The organism is Leclercia adecarboxylata, assembly GCF_006171285.1.
In the GTDB taxonomy this organism is placed as follows: domain Bacteria; phylum Pseudomonadota; class Gammaproteobacteria; order Enterobacterales; family Enterobacteriaceae; genus Enterobacter; species Enterobacter barmai.
Window position 1 is genome coordinate 4362804 of the sequence record NZ_CP040889.1, and the last position, 18345, is coordinate 4381148.

The window sequence follows — 18345 nt, forward strand, 5'->3', positions numbered from 1 at the left end:
TCTTAGGTTCACCACCGGGAGCGCCAGATGGGCAAGTCCAAGCACAAGATCAGCAACTGGAAACAGTACAACCAAGCCTTGGTGCAACGTGGTTCGTTGACCGTCTGGATGGATGAGCAAGCCATCCAGCAGTGGCATTGCCAGACCCATCATGGCCGCCGAGGGCGAGGCTTCCATTACAGCGACTCCGCCATTGAAACCGCGCTGATGCTCAAGGCGGTATTCAAGCTACCGCTGCGTGCCTTGGAAGGCTTCATCAACTCGCTGTTCCAGCTGATGAATGTGCCCTTACAGTCGCCGGACTACAGCTGTATCAGCAAGCGCGCCAAGACGGTCGAAATCAAGTACCGCCTACCGAGCCATGGCCCAGTAGCTCACGGTCATCGATGCCACCGGACTCAAGGTCTATGGCGAGGGCGAATGGAAAATTCGCAAGCACGGCAGGAGAAACGCCGCGTCTGGCGCAAGCTTCACGGCCGTAGATGCGGCGACCCATGCCATCGTCGCAGCCGAAGTCAGCAAACGGTGGGCGATAACGAGGTGCTGCCCACGCTGCTCAACCCCGCCGCAAGATAGAACAAGTCAGCGCCGATGGTGCCTATGACACCAAAGCCTGTTATGCCCTACTACAAAGAAGGGCGCCAAGGCCACCATACCGCCGAGAAAAAATGCGGCATTCTGGAAGACAGGCCATCCACGCAACGAGGCGGTTGCCGCGCTCAAGGCAGGAGAGCTGGAGCAATGGAAAAAGGACTCTGGCTATCATCAGCGCTCGATAGCTGAGACCGCCATGTATCGCTTCAAGCAGCTCATCGGTCCGAAACTGAGTCTGCGGAGCTACAACGCCCAGGTGGGTGAGATCCTGGCTGGGGTAAAAGTCATGAACAAGGTCATAGGGCTTGGTATGCCCATTCGGCAGGCCGTCAACTAAGCCCGCCCGGCGGGTTGGGGAGCGAGTATCCGACTTTGGATTTGATCAACAAGGCCGCAGGTGGCCGAAAACGGTATTAACTCCACGGCCATTCAGGTACCGATGAAGCATGTCGGCGCAGAGGCGGAAGTAAACACGATCCGCGACTTCCTGCTTGCCCACACGGTCAAGGCCTTCATCATCACGCCGCCAGGTGAGGTGAAAGGGCTGTACCGGGTTGTCGCTGACTCCGTGCGGAAAAACCAACTGAACAGCAAATTCTCTGAGTTGACCTTCACTATCAAACGGGCCTACGGAGTCTACGCATAATGGCACTTGTCGATCAGGCGGCGATGCTGGCACCGGGTGGCAGAGTCCGCCTGGTCGAAGTGGACGCCTCCGAGTTCAGTGGTGGGATCCACCGCTTTCACTATGCCCCATTCCCTCACACGCCAGCAGAGATTGACGCGGCAAACGGTGACGAATCCAAACTGGGACCGAAGCCCATAATCTGGGATGGCAACGCATACGAGTTCTGGCCTTTTCAGGTGGCGGATCTGTCTCTATCAACTGATCAGGCCGCTGAGCCAAAGCTTAATGCTTCCAACCTCGATGGGCATATCACCGCGCTGTGTCTGCAGTTCAAGGACATGGTAAATGCGAAGGTGAGCATCATCGACACCTATGCCATTTATCTCGATGCGGTGAACTTTCCGGGCGGCGTAAACCCGACAGCGGATCCGACGGCGTTCTCCCTGCAAACCTTTTGGCTCGATACCAAAACCTCAGAAGACGACGAGGTGGTGTCCTGGGCAATGAGCAGTCCTGCAGACCTGCAGGGGCTGGTGATCCCCACCCGGCAAATCACTTCGCTCTGCGAATGGGCGCTGCGCGGCCAGTACCGCAGCGGCGACGGCTGCACCTACAACGGCACGGCGTATTTCGATGCGAAAGGCAATGCGGTCGCTGATCCGGCGCTGGACGTGTGCGGCGGCTGCCTGAGTGACTGTCTTAAACGGTTTGGTGCTGGACTGGCAGATCCTAACGCAGCAAACCTCGACTTTGGCGGCTTCCCGGCAACCGTTCTCTTCTCCCGATAACCGGACATACTAATGAACAAAACCATTATGGCGGCGATCCGCGCGCATGCGTTGGAGGAATCCCCGCGCGAGTGCTGCGGCTTCGTTATCCAAGCGGGGCGGCGTCAGCGTTACATCCCGGTACCGAACAGCCACGAAAATCCGACAGAGCATTTCCGCATTGACGGCGAACACTGGGCGAATGCTGAGGATGCTGGAACCATTATCCGCATCATTCACTCCCATCCAGGCGACGGCGCCCGGCCTATCCCTTCAGACCTCGATCGCCAGCAGTGCAATAACTCCGGCGTAGTCTGGGGCATCTACGCGCCGGACTGCGATGAATATGCAGAGGTAACGCCGGACGCCATCCCGCTGATTGGCCGCCCGTTCATTCTGGGCTCGCACGACTGCTGGGGGCTGGTCATGGACTGGCATGCCACCCAGGGCGTGATGCTTAACGATTTCCGGGTGGATTACCCATGGTGGGAAAGTCAGTACCCGGACAACCTCTATTTCGACAACTGGGAGCGGGAAGGGTTTGTCGAATGCGACCCGACAACCGGCTGCATGGTCATCATGCAGGTTGAATCCGCTAAGTGGAACCACGCGGGGATCATTACCGAAGAAGGCGAGCTGCTGCACCATCTTTACGGTCAGCCTTCATGCGTCACGCCGTACGCCCGCGGCTACTTCAAAGACCGGACCATGATCTGCGTCCGTCACAAAGACCTGCAGCAGGAGATTCAGCCATGGCGCGTTTAACCACTATTCGACTGTATGGCGCCCTGGGGGCCCGGTTTGGCCGCGTTCACCGACTGTCGGTTCAGACCTCGGCAGAGGCCGTAAAGGCACTCTGCATCAACTTCGACGGGCTTGAAAGCTACCTGATGAACGCCAAAAAGAACGGCATGACTTTCGCAGTGTTCCGCGGTAAGCGCAATATCGGTGCAGATGACTTCAGGGATCTGGCCGGGGACAGTGATATCCGTATCGCACCAGTGATGGAGGGGGCGAAAAAGGCGGGTATGTTCCAGACGATACTGGGTGCTGTTATGGTCGTTGCCGGTATTGCGACAGGTATTCTAACTGGCTGGACCGGTATCGGTGCGACGTTTGCTGCTGGATTGATAATGTCCGGTGGCTCAATGATGGCAGGCGGTATCTACCAGATGCTCTCACCACAGCCCAAAGGCCTGCAGGGGCGTGATGACCCAGACAATAAGCCCAGCTATGCCTTCGGCGGCGCAGTGAACCGGGCACGCAGACACAGACGCCGATCCCCGGCTTTCCGGCTGTTGAGAACGAGACCAGTATCGGGGTTCAACTGACGAAGGCAGCGCCCTGGACGCGCGCCATCAGCAATACCCAGATTGACGCTGTGCTGGTGCGCATTGGCATCACCGGGCTGCAGCAGCAGGAGAAGAACGGCGATATCGTGGGCACCACCGTCACGTATCACATCGACGTTGCGGTTGATGGCGGGGCATACCAGACAGTGCTCACCAAAACGGTAACGGAAAAGCTCAGTTCACTGTACGAGCTGACGCACCGTATCAATCTGCCCAAAGCTACCACTGGCTGGCAGATCCGCGTGGTTCGAGATACTGCCGACAGCACCAGCCAGATGTTGCAGAACAAAACGCAGGTGCAGGCCATCACTGAGGTGATCGACGCCCGTCTGCGCTATCCGCATACCGCGCTGCTGTATGTGTCATTCAACGCCAAAGCATTCAGTAACATCCCGAAGATATCCTGCAAGCCGAAAGGCCGGGTAATCCGCATCCCGCAGAACTATGATCCTGTTGCGCGTACGTACAGTGGCACATGGGACGGCACATTCAAGTGGGGCTGGACCAATAATCCAGCGTGGATCTGGTTTGACGTGCTGACCGAGCCGCGCTTTGGCCTGGGCCGCCGGGTAACGGTGGATATGCTCGATAAATGGGAGCTCTACCGCATTGCCCAGCGCTGTGACCAGAAAGTACCGGACGGGAAGGGCGGAACCGGCACAGAGCCGCGATTCATGTTTGACGTCTATATCCAGTCGCAGGCCGACGCGTGGCAGGTTATCAAGGATATCGCTGCTGGCTTCAACGGCATGACGTTCTGGGGCAACAACATGTTCAATGTTGTCTCTGATATGCCGGCAGACACGTCAAAGCTGCAGATCCTCACCCGCGCATCAGTGGTGGGCAAGCCAACGTATTCCAGCGGCAGCGAAAAGACGCGATTCTCCAGCGCGCTGATAAACTTCAGTGATCCGGATAACCATTACCAGGACCGCACCACCGCGGTGATGTTCCCGGAGCTGGTGAAGCAGTTTAAGTTCAAGCAGACCCAACTGACGGCCATCGGCTGTACACGCGAGAGCGAGGCACAGCGCCGCGGCGGGTGGGCGGTTTATTCTAACTCGCTGGACCGCATCATTACGCTGCAGACCGGGCTGGATGGCTTCGCCTATGTGCCAGGCACCGTCTTTGCCTTCGCTGACGAGCGCGTCTCAGGCCGGGTATATGGTGGGCGCGTCATTGACTATAACGCCGGGCTTAAGGCGGTAACAACCGATCGCGGTACCAGCGCCGTCGCGGGTGACACACTGATGATCCGCACCCAGGGCGGCATTATGGAAAGCCGGGTTATACAGGCGGTCAACGGCACGCAGTTGATTGTGGATCGGGGCTTCACTGCGACGCCAGCACCAAACGCCGTCTTCGTTATCGATGCCGGGCAGCTGCGCCTGCAGTACTTTCGCGTTACGAACCTGACGTTTAATGACGAGGAGAACACCTATACCATCACCGGCGCGGAATACAACGCATCGAAATATGATGCTGTCGACCACAACGCGCGGCTGGATATCCCACCGATCAGCCTCATCCCAACTGGGGTTGTCTCGCAGCCCGGCAATATTGTGGTGTCGAGTTACGAGTCGGTGCGTCAGGGCCAGCGCATAGCGACGCTGACTGCATCCTGGGATGTTCCGCTCGATAAAGCAGGAAAACCGCAGGCCGATGTGATCGCCTATCAGGCTCAGTGGCGCCGGAACGATAGCGAGTGGGTAAACGTCCCTCAGACTGGCCTTCGCAATATTGAGGTGCCCGGCATTTTTGAAGGTGATTACCTAGTGCGGGTCCGGGCGATAAACTCAGGCGGGGCGTCCAGCCTGTGGGCAACGTCAACGCTGACACACCTCAAAGGCCGTGTGGGCGATGTTCCAAAGCCAGTTAATTTCCGTACCACGCCTTTGCTCTGGGGCGTGCAGCTGGACTGGGATTTCCCTGCCGGCACTGGCGATACGCTGCAGACAGAAATTCAGTATTCTACAGTATCAACCGGCGCGAACCCGATGCTGCTGGCTGGCGTCCCATATCCCCAGCAAATCTACCAGCAGCTTGGGCTAAAGGCAGGGGTAGGTTTCTGGTACCGGGCGCGGCTGGTGGATCGCACCGGCAACAAGTCGGCCTGGACTGACTTCATTCAGGGCAGCAGCAGCTCGGTTGCCGCGGACTACCTGGTCGATATCGATAACCAAATCAAACAGACCGACGCCTATAAGAACCTGGTTTCGGAAATCACGGATCTGGGTGACGATCTCAAGTCTGCGCATGACGACATCAAAACGGTTACGACGGAATCGGCGACGACTAAAGCGGGCCTGGCTCAGGAGGTCACGGACCGTAAGAAAGCCATCACCGACGAGGCTGCCGCGCGCGGGCAGGCGCTGCTGACCGAGAAGAACGAGCGTCTGGCGGATATCAGCAACGTCAACCAGACGATTCAGACCAGCACCGAATCGCTGGCGCAGCAGATCGCCCAAGTGTCAGCCGGCACCGGCTCGCAGTTCGATCCGGCCAAAATCTGGTATTTCGATACATCAGTCGAGGGCTGGTCCGGGAACGGGACACCGACCATTGTCGATGGCTGGCTTCGTCCTGCTAACCATGCCACCGATCCGTGGGTGGCATCGCCGGGAGCACTGGCTATCAACTCCTCGTCCTATCGCTTCGTTAAACTCCGCATCAGGAAATTCGGTGCGCCAGGCTGGACGGGGCAGTTACGGTGGCGTGGTACTGGTGGTTTCAACGACACCAACATGATCACCGTCGCTGAGCCTGCCTATGACGCCAACGGTATCGCTACGGTGGAGTTCGACAATATCCCGTGGCTGACCGAAACCACGATGAATCAGTTCAGAGTGGACCTGTCCACCAAACAGGACGCGACGAACTATTACCTGATTGACTGGGTAGCGGTCGGGCGGCCAACGCCGGGGGCCGGGATGGCGGCGCTGCAGCAGGAAACGACAGCCCGTGTCACTGGCGACCAGGCGGAGTCCACAGCGCGCGAGACGCTGGCGGCGCAGATCCGGGGCGGCTATACCGGTGACGATCCGTCAAAACTGGCATCGGGTCTGCTGTACACCGAACGCCAGGCGCGCATTACGGCGCAGGAAGCGGAGGTGACAGAGCGGAAGAAACTGGAATCGACCGTTAACACTAATCAGGCATCTGTTACTCAGGAGCTGGCGACGCTGACGACAGAGCAGGAGGCCCAGGCCACCACGCTTTCGGGCCTGCAGGTTACCGTCGGCAAAAACACCGCAGATATCACCTCAGTCACCAAAGCCGTCGCTGATAACAACAAGGCGCAGACCACCGCGCTGGCTGCGGTTAAGGCCACGACCGACAAGAACACGGCGGATATCAGCACGGAAACCACGGCCCGTACGGATGGTGACAGCGCGCTGGGCCGCCGTATCGACAGTCTGAAGGTTGACGTGGACGGTAACACGGCCAGCCGTGATGTCGGTATTGTTGGTAACGTCACCAATGCGCTCGCCAACTTCACAGCGTTCTCGGATCAGCGCGTTACGTTCGCCGTTGGCGAAACAAAAACGATGGCGGAGATCACCGAAGCCCGGAAGACGGCCGCGGATGCCACAAGCGCCGTGGCGGAGCAGGTCACCACGCTTAAAGCTACGGTAGAGCAAAACGGCCAGACCAACGCCGCCGCCATCACGCGCATTGATAAAGCCGTTACGGATCTGAAGAGCGCTACCGCGACCAGCATTCAGCAGGTGACTGCTGCAATCGGCGATACCAATGCCAGTGTGCAGACGACCAGCCAGGCTGTTGCTGGCATTAACGATAAGCTGAGCGCGCAGTGGGGCGTTAAAGTTCAGGTGGAGGCGAACGGTGTTAAACGCATCGCCGGTATCCAGCTGGGCATTGATGCTACCGGCTCCTCTAACTTCCTCATCAGCGCAGACACGTTCGCGGTTTATAACCCGACCAATAACGGGCAGGAGTTGGTGTTTGCGGCGACCGGCGGACAGATGTTCCTGCGATCAGTGTTCATCCAGGACGGGTCCATCGATAACGGCAAGATCGGCAATTACATCCAGTCCAGCAACTGGGACGGGACGGGTAATGTCGGCTGGCATATCAATAAATCCGGGTATGCCACGTTTAACGGTGTAACCGTTCGCGGGACTATCTATGCCACCAACGGAGAGTTCAGAGGCACTATTTATGCTACGGATTGAGACTTCAAAGGCACAGTTTACGCGAACAAAATCGTAGGCGATGTCGTTAATATGTTCTCGTTCCCTGGTGGCAGGTTCAGGGGAGATCCAGGCCAGCAAAAAGATTTTTATCGACAGGTTACCTGGGCGGGTGGGGTTCCCTATGACGTCACAATCGCTGTTCCGACATTTGTGGTCTGGAATGAGAGTGATACTTATAACGCCGACCTGAGCGCATACATCAATATAAACGGGAGGGATATTACAGTAGTGACTCTTGGTTTAAAACTATCGTATACCGACGTCAATAACAATAATCGTCAGGTAAATACTTATGTACCTGTTACAGGTAGCCTGGATATTCCTGCAAATTCAGGTCCTGTAACTATACGTGTTGGCCTCAGAGGTATTACAAACGGGAGTACTTTTATGAATATGCAGCCATCAATGGCGCTAATCACTAAAAGAAATTCTCCAAACTTCTCCAGCTATTCCGGCAGTTAATTTAATCTGAAGGATGGGCGCTTGTTTAAATCGGATTACAAATAAAAATTCGATGTAAATATTTCGGCTCGGCCTCGGTTCGTTCACCTGAAATTAATTACACCCTTATAACCCGGCTCCGGCTGGGTTTTTCATTTTAAGGACATCATGAATGGCCACACTTGATGACGATTTAGCAAAAGCCGTCTCGGAAGGGTTTCGCCTGGCGCAAAGCAGTATCATCAACCAGGATCTGATTTTATCCGGGACAGGTGACGTCACCGTAACCCTGGCTGACGGGTCTAAAAAAACAGGGCCGAGCTGGTCGAAGCTGATCGCTGCAGCGATGGCAGCAGGGACCAGCGCCGCAGCGGCGGAAGCGTCAGCGAAGAACGCAAAAACGTCAGAGACTAACGCGAACTCATCAAAAACCGCGGCGGCAACCTCAGAAAAAAATGCGAAAACATCTGAGACTAATGCTAAGACCTCAGATACCAACGCGAAAACCTCTGAGACGAACGCCAAAACGTCGGAGACTAACGCAGCCACCAGCGCCAGCAGTGCAGCAGCATCGCTGGCAGCCGCGCAGTTGCTGACGTCCGTGCCCTTCGAGACCGCGCCTTTCCCCGACGTTTGGTTGCCGCTCAATGATGACATGCGCCTGCTGGCCGGTTCCGCGCCTTATGACCGGCTGACTATTTCAGGACAAGTACTGGAGTTAGCAACAAAGTCAGCGACACTTATCCGCTCTACAACTGCAATGTATTACGATAAATCAGGTATCTTGCAAAATGCTGATATTAACGAACCTCGTTTCGAGCGTGAGGGCTTATTAATAGAGGGATCCAGTTCTAACTTATACACCTACTCTGAGCAATGGGGTGCAGGGCAGCGAGTTACTACAACGAATAATAGCGGCGACTCGCCTCGTGGCGATAAAACAATGGCGCTGATAATTGAGGACACATCGGGGAGTGAACATTACGTACAAGACCGTAATATCACTTTAACAGCCAACACAACATACTGTTACTCTGTATTTGTCAAAGCACATACAAACTCACGTCTTTTATATCTTCGGATTGCCTCTGGAAGTACGTCTGGAGTTTTCTTTGACCCAGTAGCAGGGGCATTTGTTGGAAGTGGTGGGGTGGGGGCTCAATATGTTGACCGTGGGTTTGAAGTGCTCAGTAATGGTGTCTATCGCGTCTGGATGACATTTACCGCTGCGGCGAGTCAAAGCACAGTTGTTCGCCTTCAATTAGCTAAGGACGGTGTAACCGCCAGTTACACCGGAGATGGTGTGTCTGGTGTATATATTTGGGGTGCGCAATTGGAGCCTGTACCCGTGATGACCAGTTATATTCCAACAGCCGCGTCCGCTGTAACAAGGGCTGCTGATAAGCTCTCATTACAACCGTCTGGTAATGTTGGATATCAACTTCTCGGGGATGCGTTCAACAGGACACTTGCATTTGAAATCGCTGTTAATAGATATGTCACGCCTAGTAATAATTACGCTGACCTTATCAGGGCGACAGGCTCCAACAACGATATTATATTTAGGGCCGGAGCATCTACCCTTTTCACATATATTGGTGGGAGCGGGCCATCTCTACCAGTTACATATCCAATCGATAGAAAAGTTTACGCACAATCTGTAGATGCCAACAATACGACTAGTATGTACTTCGATGGAAAAATTAACAGCAGAACATTAGCACCAGTAAATCCAGCGTCTAAACCGACGAGCATTGATATACAAGGGCACCCGAACGTTGTTTACCACATTCGCAACTTCCGTATCTGGCACCGCCTGCTGACTCTTAACCAAATTAATGGACTCCGCTAATGAAAGACTTATATCTGCGTTTTAATGGCGCCGACGAAATGCGCACGCAATTAATCGCGTCGGGGTTTCTGGATGATGAAGAGCAGGGTGGTTTATATCATCCCAATATCAGTCTGGATATCGTTGGCATTATCACTGTCCCTGTTGAAGTTATCAATCCCGGTGACGAAAACGAAAGTATTAAGTACGACAACCTGCCCGGTTATCACGTCAATTTGCGTGTGACAGACGATTCGCTGGAACTGGCATCGTTAGATGCCTTCGCAGTCTTCCCGGCCTGCCCGTACCGGGTATGGGCATAAGGAGATTAGAAATGACAATGAGAATAGACGCGGCAGAACTGACAAGGTCATTGGGTGCATGGACGTCTCTGGTTAACGACGCCACACTACCTGGGTCCGGCAATACAGTTTTTGGGGGTGGCTTTAAGTCACAGTACACTGTGGGCGGCGTCGAGAAGATGTACGCCCAGCTCCAGGCCGTAAAACGCATTGAATGGGACTACGCAATCGCGAGATTAACGGTGATGCAGGCAGCAGGCGGTACGGATACGGCCCAGAACAACTACTTTGACTTTATGTCTAACGGCAACGTTCAGTTCGGCGGTAAGCTGGTGGTGGGTGCCCCCGCCGTAAACTCGTGGTGGAACGCTGCCCAGCCGCATTACTCGGCCTATTATGCCCAGACGGCGACTGACACCCCAGGTAATGGGGCCATCGGCGGGTTATCGTGGGGCTACCGTCACAGTGGGGGGTACGACCTCCGGTCTATGTGGGGTAACGTGGGTAACGGGACAGTGTCGTGGGCCAACACGTCTCTTACCCAGTTCGGCGACAGTGGAGCCAAGATACGATACTGGTACTTCACACCCGCCAACGGCGACCTAGTCACCTCAACCAGCGGGGATGGCGGCTTTGTGGGCAACTATACGTATCAGAAGGCCGCAACCTCAGATGCGACGTTGAAACACGATATTGCATATGACGACGGAAAAGCCTCTTACGAAAACATCAGGAAGCTGAAACCCTGTACGTTCGTGTATAACGGCGATTACTTAGAGCGTGTGCGCCGGGGGATCATAGCCCAGGACGCTTTGCGGGATATCGACAGCGAGTATGTGAAGCTGGTTCCCGCGGCGCCTGAGTTCGACGAAGAGGGAAATCGTTGTGATAAAGATGACACCCTGGCTTTGGATAACAACGTCATCCAGATGGATACCGCGCTGGCGCTGCATCACGCGATTGCCAAAATCGAGGCGCTGACCATGCAGGTCGCGCAGCTACAGGCTGAGGTTCAGGCGCTCAAAGCGTAACTGCATCCGGTTGTTCAGCAGTAATTATCAATAGGCGCTGCCGCATTGATCTGCACCTCTTTAAAAATACTGTATAAATACACAGTAAAATAAGAAGGAGGATTTATGCCACGCAGAATCGATATCGAGGGTGCTTTTCACACAGCTATTAAACACGAGCCTAACGGGCGTCGAACTATAACGACAGAGGACTTCGTCAAACACTTAGCGCTGGCGAACTGCTGCGCCGAACGATGACGACGCCGGGCAGTACGCACAGCGCCTTGCCCTGACGCCACAGCCAAAGGACGACCCGGTGTATATGGACTTGCTGGCTGAAATGGCGCGCTAGGTCGAGCTAAGCCCCACTTCCAGCCAAAACTTTTCCTTATACAGGTCATAAGATGAAGTGCTTAACTTGCCATCTCGAATTCCGGTAGTGTGTCAGAAAACGTCACAGGAATTATACGATGCACATTATCAATGCTGAAGAGCAGCACATTACCGCAATACGCTGCATTTACGCTCACCATGTCTTGCACGGCACAGGCAGCTTTGAGACGGAACCCCCGGATACGCAGGAGATGCTTGCCCGGCTGAAAAACGTGCAGTCCCGGGGATTTCCTTGGTATATCGCCATGCAGGGGGAGGAGGTCATCGGCTACTGTTATATTTCCCGTTATCGCGAACGCCATGCCTACCGGTTCACGGTTGAAAACTCGGTGTACATCGATCCGGCCTATCAGCGGCAGGGCGTCGGAAAAGCTTTACTGGACCAGGCCTTAACATGGGCCCGGTCTCAGGGATATCGCCAGATGATAGCTGTTGTAGGGGATAGCGCGAACGTTGCGTCTGTGGCGTTGCATCTTCGCGCCGGATTTACTGAAATCGGTACGCTGAAGGACATCGGTTTCAAGCATGGCCGCTGGCTGGACACGGTGTTGCTGCAGCGAGAACTGGGGGAAGGGAGCAGCACGCTGCCGGACAGTTCGGCTCTTGTACGCTGAGACAGAAAAAGGGGCATCGCCCCCTTTCGGTTATTTCAGCCGTTTCCCGGCCGCATCAACGACTTTTTCGCCATCTTCTTTGGAGAAAGCCCCTTTTTGAGCGTTCTGAAGGATATCCAGGACGACCTCAGAAGGGCGGCAGAGCCGGGTTCCCAGCGGTGTCACCACAATCGGACGGTTAATCAGGATCGGATGCTGCAGCATAAAGTCGATTAACTGCTCGTCCGTAAATTTATCTTCAGCAAGCCCCAGCACTTCATACGGCTCAACATTTTTTCGCAAAAGCGCCCGCACCGTGATCCCCATAGCGGCAATGAGTTTAACCAGCTCGTCGCGGGAAGGGGGATTTTCCAGATAATGGATCACGGTCGGTTCAGTACCGCTGTTGCGGATCATCTCCAGAGTATTGCGCGATGTGCCGCAGGCCGGGTTGTGATAAATGATGATGTTGCTCATATTAGTGTCTCATTACATAGTGACAGAGAGGCGTAGCGCCAGCGCGGCCAGCGTTACAAACAGCACAGGCAGCGTCATCACGATCCCTGCGCGGAAATAATATCCCCAAGTGATGGTCATGTTTTTCTGTGCAAGGACATGCAGCCACAGCAGCGTTGCCAGGCTGCCGATAGGCGTGATTTTCGGCCCCAGATCGCAGCCAATCACGTTGGCATAGATCATCGCCTCTTTAATGACGCCGGTTGCGGTGCTGCCCTCAATGGATAGCGCGCCAACCAGCACGGTAGGCATGTTGTTCATGACGGAAGACAGGAAGGCCGTCAGGAAGCCCGTACCCAGCGTCGTGGCCCAGAGTCCTTTATCCGCCAGCACGTTCAGTACCGCGGAAAGGTATTCCGTCAGTCCGGCATTGCGCAGACCATAGACCACCAGGTACATCCCCAGCGAGAAGATGACGATTTGCCAGGGCGCGCCACGCAGCACCTTACCGGTATTGATGGCATGGCCGCGTTTCGCCACGGCAAACAGTATGATTGCGCCTGCCGCCGCAATCGCGCTGACGGGGATACCGAGCGGCTCAAGCACGAAGAAACCGGCCAACAGAAGGAGCAAAACAATCCAGCCGGTACGGAACGTCGCCGGATCCTTTATCGCACTGGCAGGCGTCTTCAGCAGCGAAATATCATACGTGGCCGGAATATCCCTGCGGAAGAAGAGATGCAGCATGACCAGGGTGGACGCAATCGCTGCCACATCCACAGGGATCATAACGGAGGCATACTGCGTAAAGCCCAGACCGAAAAAGTCCGCCGAGACGATATTCACCAGGTTAGAAACAATAAGCGGCAGGCTGGCCGTATCTGCGATAAATCCTGCGGCCATGACAAAGGCCAGAGTCGTGCCCTGGTTGAACCCCAGTGCAAGCAGCATCGCAATCACAATCGGCGTCAGGATCAGCGCGGCGCCGTCATTGGCAAACAAGGCAGCAACAGAGGCACCGAGCAACACTATCCAGGTAAACAGCAGGCGGCCACGTCCGTTACCCCAGCGGGAGACGTGCAATGCGGCCCATTCAAAGAAGCCGGACTCATCGAGCAACAGGCTGATGATGATGACCGCAATAAATGCTGCTGTCGCGTTCCAGACGATATTCCAGACAACGGGAATATCAGCGATATGGATGACACCGGTTACCAGCGCCAGCACAGCCCCGATACTTGCGCTCCAGCCAATACTCAGGCCTCTGGGTTGCCAGATCACCAGTATCAGCGTCAGTAAAAATATACTCCCTGCCAAAAGCATTTCAGACTCCTTTATATATGATTATGTGAATGTGTTTCTCTTTCTCAGCAGGAGGTGCAGGCTGATTTATCCAGCCATTCACGTACTTCCTCCCGCATACACTGCCAGGACGTAGTGATTGTCTCAGCTGCCCATGCCGGTATATGGGGTGACAGACGATAATGGATCCATTTGCCTTCACGACGGTCAAGAAGCAGCCCGGCTTCGCGCAGGATAGCCATATGTCGCGAGATTTTGGGCTGCGATTCGGAGGTGGCCGCGCAGATATCGCAGACGCACAGTTCTCCGGACTCCCGGAGAAGCATGACGATGGCGAGCCGAGTTTCATCCGACAGGATTTTGAAAAGCTGAACAGGTTGTAGCATTTTCCACTCCGTTCCCTTTAGAATACACATATGTTAAATCATATGTAATAATTTTGAAATCACCTGTTCTCTCCGGAGGAGAAAAATGGAACAATTTCCTGCTCTAAATACTGAATGCTTTGATCAACACATTGCCGAACGCCTGCACCTGCAGGAGCCGCCACGGATTCTGATCCTATATGGCTCAGTAAGGGAACGCTCCTACAGCCGCTTCGCCGCGGAGGAAGCTGGTCGCCTGCTAACGGCGATGGGCGCGGAGGTAAAACTCTTTAACCCCTCCGGTTTACCCCTGCCGGATGATGCGCCGGACACGCATCCTAAAGTCACCGAGCTACGCGGTCTGGTCAGATGGTGTGACGGGATGGTGTGGAGTTCTCCGGAACGGCACGGGGCTATGAGCGCAGTTATGAAGGCACAGATTGACTGGATACCATTAAGTGAAGGGGCGGTTCGTCCTTCGCAGGGCAAAACACTTGCAGTTATGCAGGTCTGTGGCGGTTCACAGTCCTTCAATGCCGTGAATCAGATGCGTATTCTGGGCCGCTGGATGCGGATGTTTACGATCCCAAACCAATCATCAGTAGCCAAAGCCTGGCAAGAGTTCGACGAAAACGGCCGAATGAAACCTTCGTCATGGTATGACCGCATCGTCGATGTAGCCGAGGAACTGTTTAAAATCACATTACTGCTTAAGGGACAAACTGGTTATCTTGCGGATCGTTACAGCGAGCGAAAAGAGAGCCATCAGGAGCTTTCATCCCGTGTCAATCAGGACAAAATATAACGTCTGTTCTCCGTCAATTCATACTTTTTGAGCTTAACAACGTCCGCTTCTGTTTCAAAGCGCCCTGCATTATAAGAAGCAGGTGTACTTTCTGAAAGTTGCTACGCAAACTTTTCTCCCGTGTTGGTTGATGATGTGATGGGGCATGGGTGGGACATAAAAGTGCCGCAGGTGATATGCAAAAGAACAAATGGATGCATTTCACGAGCGGCAAGTTACTGTTAAATACTCAGGAATTAAGGACAATCCCACAAAGACCTGTATCAGCGCTTTAAATTATGGACTTCCAGCTTTACTCGCTGGGCGCGGCGTTAGTCTTCCACGAAATCTTCTTCCCGGAGCAGTCGGCTGCGATGGCGCTGATCCTGGCGATGGGCACCTACGGCGCGGGCTATATCGCCCGTATCGTCGGCGCCTTTATCTTCGGCAAAATGGGCGACAGCGTAGGCCGTAAGAAGGTGTTGTTTATCACCATCACCATGATGGGGATCTGCACCACCCTCATCGGCGTGCTGCCGACCTATGCGCAGATTGGTATTTTCGCTCCGATACTGCTGGTGACGCTGCGTATTATCCAGGGGCTGGGCGCAGGCGCGGAGATCTCTGGCGCAGGCACCATGCTGGCGGAATATGCGCCGAAAGGGAAACGCGGGATCATCTCTTCCCTGGTGGCGATGGGCACCAACTGCGGCACCCTGAGCGCCACCGCGATCTGGGCGGTAATGTTCTTTGCCCTCGACCGTGAAGAGCTGATTGCCTGGGGCTGGCGCGTGCCGTTCCTCGCAAGCGTGGTGGTGATGATCTTTGCCATCTGGCTGCGTATGAATCTCAAAGAGAGCCCGGTATTTGAGCAGGTCGCTGAAGAGGCTCCGGCACAGGCCGCTGTTGCTCAGGAGAGCACCCTGGGTGCAATGCTGAAGAGCAAATCGTTCTGGCTGGCTACCGGCCTGCGTTTCGGTCAGGCGGGTAACTCCGGCCTGATCCAGACCTTCCTTGCCGGTTATCTGGTGCAGACGCTGCTGTTTGATAAAGCGATCCCGACCGATGCCCTAATGATCAGCTCGATTCTCGGCTTTATTACTATTCCGCTGCTGGGTTGGTTATCCGATAAATTTGGCCGTCGTCTGCCTTATATTCTGCTGAGCATTTCGGCCATCATTCTGGCCTACCCGATGATCTCGATTATTGTCGATAAGTCGTACAGCCCTGGCGTGATCATGGCCTCGATTATCGTTATCCATAACTTTGCGGTACTCGGTCTGTTCGCCCTGGAGAACATCACCATGGCCGAGATGTTTGGCTCGCGTAACCGCTTTACCCGGATGGCGATTTCAAAAGAGGCGGGCGGTCTGATTGCGGTTGGTTTTGGTCCGGTGCTGGCGGGTATCTTCTGCAACATGACCGGCTCCTGGTGGCCAATTGTGGTGATGGTGATTGTCTACTCCTGCATCGGCCTGATTTCAGCCCTGCTGATGCCTGAAGTCTGCGACCGCGACCTCAGCGCGCTGGAAGACGCCGCAGACGACAAATCTGCCGCAGTGAGGGTGAGCGGTAAACATCGCGCCATTTCCTGATGTCCAAAGACTCTCCTGAAAACAGGGGAGTCTTTTTTTTCCTCTCAATAAAAACGATTAAACGCTAAATCAAAGAAGCATCGGGAATTCACTGGATTTATTTTCAGGTAAGGAAACGCTATGTCTCGTGCAAATAAAAACATCACTATTCCGGTTAGTATTGGATACGGTCTGACCGATATTATGGGCGGCGGCGCATTTACCGTTATTGGCGCCTGGCTATTATTTTTCTACACCACCTTTGTCGGTCTGTCGCCCATTGAAGCAGCATCAATTGTTGCCATTGCCCGTATTGTCGATGCGGTGGTCAGTCTGTTTATGGGCAGCCTAACGGACCACTTTTATAAAAACTATTTTGGTAAGAAATTTGGCCGTCGGCGTTTCTTCCTGCTGATCGGCGCGCCGTTGATGCTGGTTTACGCCTTACTCTGGCTCGACGGAATGAGCTATGCGTTTTATCTGGCGGTCTACCTGGCGTTTGAGATCATCGCCGCCATGGTGCTGATCCCGTGGGAAACCCTGCCTTCCGAGATGACCAAAGAGTTTAATGGTCGCACTAAGTTATCCACCTGCCGGATGTTTATGTCGGCGTCCGGTACCTTTCTGGCGACCTTTATTCCGGGGCTGTTGATTGGTTATTTTGGCGAGCAGAGCGCCAACGCCTATCTGATAAACGGCGTGATTTTCGCGGTGCTGTTTATGGTCTGCGTCTTTATTTCATGGAAAGTGACCTGGGAGCGGGAGATCACTCCGGAAATGCAGGTGGAACTGGAAAAATCAGCCTTACCCGGTAGCCTGTCTGACAAACTTCGCGCGGTCGTTGACCTGTTCAAATCCTACGCCTCGACGCTGAAAATCCGCGCTTTCAGAAAGCATCTGGCAATTTATCTCCTGTCGTTCACCGGCAAAGATGTCTATAACACCGTGTTTGTCTTCTTCTGCGTTTACTGCCTGAACGTCTCGTCGTCGCTGGCAGGGAGCCTGCTGTCGATGAGCATTGTCGGCCTGCCGGTGACGCTCATTGCCGGGTTCGGGATCATCAAATACGGTCCGGCCCGGCTGTACGTTTTCGCTTATGCCCTGATGATGCTGTGCCTGGCTGGTTTTCTGGCGGTGTATCAGATCCCGGCCCTGAATACCGTTGCCACGCTGTTCATCCTGGCTGGGGTGTATCAGGTCGGGCGCTGCGTACTGGAGTTCACGCCGTGGAACGTTTTCCCGTTTATTCCCGATATTGACGAAATGGTCAGCCGTCAGCGCCGGGAAGGGCTGTTCGCTGCGGTGATGACCTTCTCGCGCAAAACCACGGTTGCCATCGCCACCTTTGTGGTTGGCCTGCTGCTGCAAAACGGCGGCTTTGTGAAGGGCAGCCAGGTTCAGCCGCCGGAAGCCATTCATACGATCGCCATGCTGATGTTCGTCGGCACCGCCGGGCTGTTAATTCTGGCTATGTGGCAGGCTCTGACGTTCCGGCTGAATAAAGAGACTCACCAGATCTTTGTGGCGGAGGTTGATCGCCTCAGGGCCAATGGTTCAAAAGCGGCGGTCGAACCGCACGTACGGCGTATCGTGGAGGATCTGACCGGGCATGACTACGACACATTATGGACAGCACCGAATTCGCTGCCAGACCAACAGCGTGAAAAGGCCACCATTGCAGGATAAATGGTTTACAGCATTTTAATGCTGTCACACAACTTGCAATTGATGTCACA

Annotated in this window: 15 protein-coding genes and 2 pseudogenes; 14 read left to right on the forward strand and 3 right to left on the reverse strand. The window is 54.6% G+C overall.

All coding sequences use genetic code 11. The features are described 5' to 3' along the window. The first annotated feature begins 27 nt into the window (after positions 1–27). From FHN83_RS22730 to FHN83_RS22790, 11 genes and pseudogenes are all read left to right on the forward strand, one after another. Positions 28–931: pseudogene (locus FHN83_RS22730) on the forward strand (IS5 family transposase). A 60-nt stretch (positions 932–991) separates the two neighbouring features. Continuing rightward, a complete protein-coding gene (locus FHN83_RS22735; protein ID WP_255296463.1) occupies positions 992–1240 on the forward strand; it encodes a phage tail protein in 249 nt (82 codons plus the stop codon). Beyond that, the gene (locus FHN83_RS22740; RefSeq protein WP_176556519.1) at positions 1240–2010 is read left to right on the forward strand and encodes a phage minor tail protein L; all 771 of its coding nucleotides are present in this window, start codon (positions 1240–1242) and stop codon (positions 2008–2010) included. Before FHN83_RS22735 ends, FHN83_RS22740 begins: the two co-directional genes overlap by 1 nt. A 12-nt stretch (positions 2011–2022) precedes the next feature. Beyond that, positions 2023–2754, forward strand: coding sequence for a C40 family peptidase (locus FHN83_RS22745; RefSeq protein WP_139565015.1), 732 nt, complete (start codon positions 2023–2025; stop codon positions 2752–2754). After that, complete coding sequence (locus FHN83_RS22750; RefSeq protein ID WP_255296464.1) at positions 2742–3320, forward strand: tail assembly protein; 579 nt, start codon at positions 2742–2744, stop codon at positions 3318–3320. Before FHN83_RS22745 ends, FHN83_RS22750 begins: the two co-directional genes overlap by 13 nt. A 26-nt stretch (positions 3321–3346) precedes the next feature. Beyond that, positions 3347–7537, forward strand: coding sequence for a phage tail protein (locus tag FHN83_RS28705; protein ID WP_419146426.1), 4191 nt, complete (start codon positions 3347–3349; stop codon positions 7535–7537). A gap of 51 nt (positions 7538–7588) precedes the next feature. Continuing rightward, positions 7589–8020 carry a hypothetical protein gene (locus FHN83_RS22760; RefSeq protein ID WP_139565017.1) on the forward strand — a complete coding sequence of 144 codons (432 nt, stop codon included), beginning with the start codon at positions 7589–7591 and terminating at the stop codon, positions 8018–8020. A 151-nt stretch (positions 8021–8171) separates the two neighbouring features. Next, complete coding sequence (locus FHN83_RS22770) at positions 8172–9851, forward strand: phage head spike fiber domain-containing protein (protein WP_176556520.1); 1680 nt, start codon at positions 8172–8174, stop codon at positions 9849–9851. Beyond that, positions 9851–10153, forward strand: coding sequence for a hypothetical protein (locus FHN83_RS22775; protein WP_139565020.1), 303 nt, complete (start codon positions 9851–9853; stop codon positions 10151–10153). The genes FHN83_RS22770 and FHN83_RS22775 overlap by 1 nt, the downstream gene beginning before the upstream one ends. An 11-nt stretch (positions 10154–10164) precedes the next feature. Beyond that, a complete protein-coding gene (locus tag FHN83_RS22780; RefSeq protein ID WP_176556521.1) occupies positions 10165–11163 on the forward strand; it encodes a tail fiber domain-containing protein in 999 nt (332 codons plus the stop codon). A gap of 449 nt (positions 11164–11612) precedes the next feature. Next, a complete protein-coding gene (locus FHN83_RS22790; RefSeq protein ID WP_139565022.1) occupies positions 11613–12149 on the forward strand; it encodes a GNAT family N-acetyltransferase in 537 nt (178 codons plus the stop codon). Between the two features lie 30 nt (positions 12150–12179). Here FHN83_RS22790 and arsC read toward each other — a convergent pair whose 3' ends face one another. Genes arsC through FHN83_RS22805 form a run of 3 tightly spaced genes read right to left on the reverse strand, consistent with a single transcriptional unit; the run spans position 12180 to position 14272 of the window. Beyond that, positions 12180–12605 (reverse strand): glutaredoxin-dependent arsenate reductase, encoded by a 426-nt coding sequence (arsC, locus tag FHN83_RS22795; protein ID WP_139565023.1) that lies wholly within the window; start codon positions 12603–12605, stop codon positions 12180–12182. 12 nt (positions 12606–12617) lie between these two features. After that, entirely contained in the window at positions 12618–13907 is a 1290-nt protein-coding gene (locus FHN83_RS22800; protein WP_139565024.1) for an arsenic transporter, read from the reverse strand. A gap of 44 nt (positions 13908–13951) precedes the next feature. After that, the gene (locus FHN83_RS22805; protein ID WP_139565025.1) at positions 13952–14272 is read right to left on the reverse strand and encodes a transcriptional regulator; all 321 of its coding nucleotides are present in this window, start codon (positions 14270–14272) and stop codon (positions 13952–13954) included. Positions 14273–14357: 85 nt separating this feature from the next. On the opposite strand from FHN83_RS22805, the gene arsH reads away from it, so the two are divergent. The 3 genes and pseudogenes from arsH to FHN83_RS22820 all read left to right on the forward strand — a co-directional run bounded on the left by arsH (position 14358) and on the right by FHN83_RS22820 (position 18295). Then, on the forward strand, positions 14358–15056 hold the full coding sequence (gene arsH / locus FHN83_RS22810) for an arsenical resistance protein ArsH (RefSeq protein WP_114387384.1): 699 nt from the start codon (positions 14358–14360) through the stop codon (positions 15054–15056). Between the two features lie 278 nt (positions 15057–15334). Then, positions 15335–16630, forward strand: a pseudogene (locus FHN83_RS22815) (MFS transporter); the annotation flags it as partial. A 120-nt stretch (positions 16631–16750) separates the two neighbouring features. Continuing rightward, complete coding sequence (locus tag FHN83_RS22820; RefSeq protein ID WP_138368889.1) at positions 16751–18295, forward strand: MFS transporter; 1545 nt, start codon at positions 16751–16753, stop codon at positions 18293–18295. Positions 18296–18345 lie beyond the last annotated feature (50 nt).

Bases quoted from the DNA above. Each gene is read 5' to 3' on its own strand.
- FHN83_RS22740 (WP_176556519.1), top strand. From the start codon at position 1,240: ATGGCACTTGTCGATCAGGCGGCGATGCTGGCACCGGGTGGCAGAGTC.
- FHN83_RS22745 (WP_139565015.1), top strand. From the start codon at position 2,023: ATGAACAAAACCATTATGGCGGCGATCCGCGCGCATGCGTTGGAGGAA.
- FHN83_RS22750 (WP_255296464.1), top strand. From the start codon at position 2,742: ATGGCGCGTTTAACCACTATTCGACTGTATGGCGCCCTGGGGGCCCGG.
- FHN83_RS22760 (WP_139565017.1), top strand. From the start codon at position 7,589: ATGTTCTCGTTCCCTGGTGGCAGGTTCAGGGGAGATCCAGGCCAGCAA.
- FHN83_RS22770 (WP_176556520.1), top strand. From the start codon at position 8,172: ATGGCCACACTTGATGACGATTTAGCAAAAGCCGTCTCGGAAGGGTTT.
- FHN83_RS22775 (WP_139565020.1), top strand. From the start codon at position 9,851: ATGAAAGACTTATATCTGCGTTTTAATGGCGCCGACGAAATGCGCACG.
- FHN83_RS22780 (WP_176556521.1), top strand. From the start codon at position 10,165: ATGACAATGAGAATAGACGCGGCAGAACTGACAAGGTCATTGGGTGCA.
- FHN83_RS22790 (WP_139565022.1), top strand. From the start codon at position 11,613: ATGCACATTATCAATGCTGAAGAGCAGCACATTACCGCAATACGCTGC.
- arsC (WP_139565023.1), bottom strand. From the start codon at position 12,605: ATGAGCAACATCATCATTTATCACAACCCGGCCTGCGGCACATCGCGC.
- FHN83_RS22800 (WP_139565024.1), bottom strand. From the start codon at position 13,907: ATGCTTTTGGCAGGGAGTATATTTTTACTGACGCTGATACTGGTGATC.
- FHN83_RS22805 (WP_139565025.1), bottom strand. From the start codon at position 14,272: ATGCTACAACCTGTTCAGCTTTTCAAAATCCTGTCGGATGAAACTCGG.
- arsH (WP_114387384.1), top strand. From the start codon at position 14,358: ATGGAACAATTTCCTGCTCTAAATACTGAATGCTTTGATCAACACATT.
- FHN83_RS22820 (WP_138368889.1), top strand. From the start codon at position 16,751: ATGTCTCGTGCAAATAAAAACATCACTATTCCGGTTAGTATTGGATAC.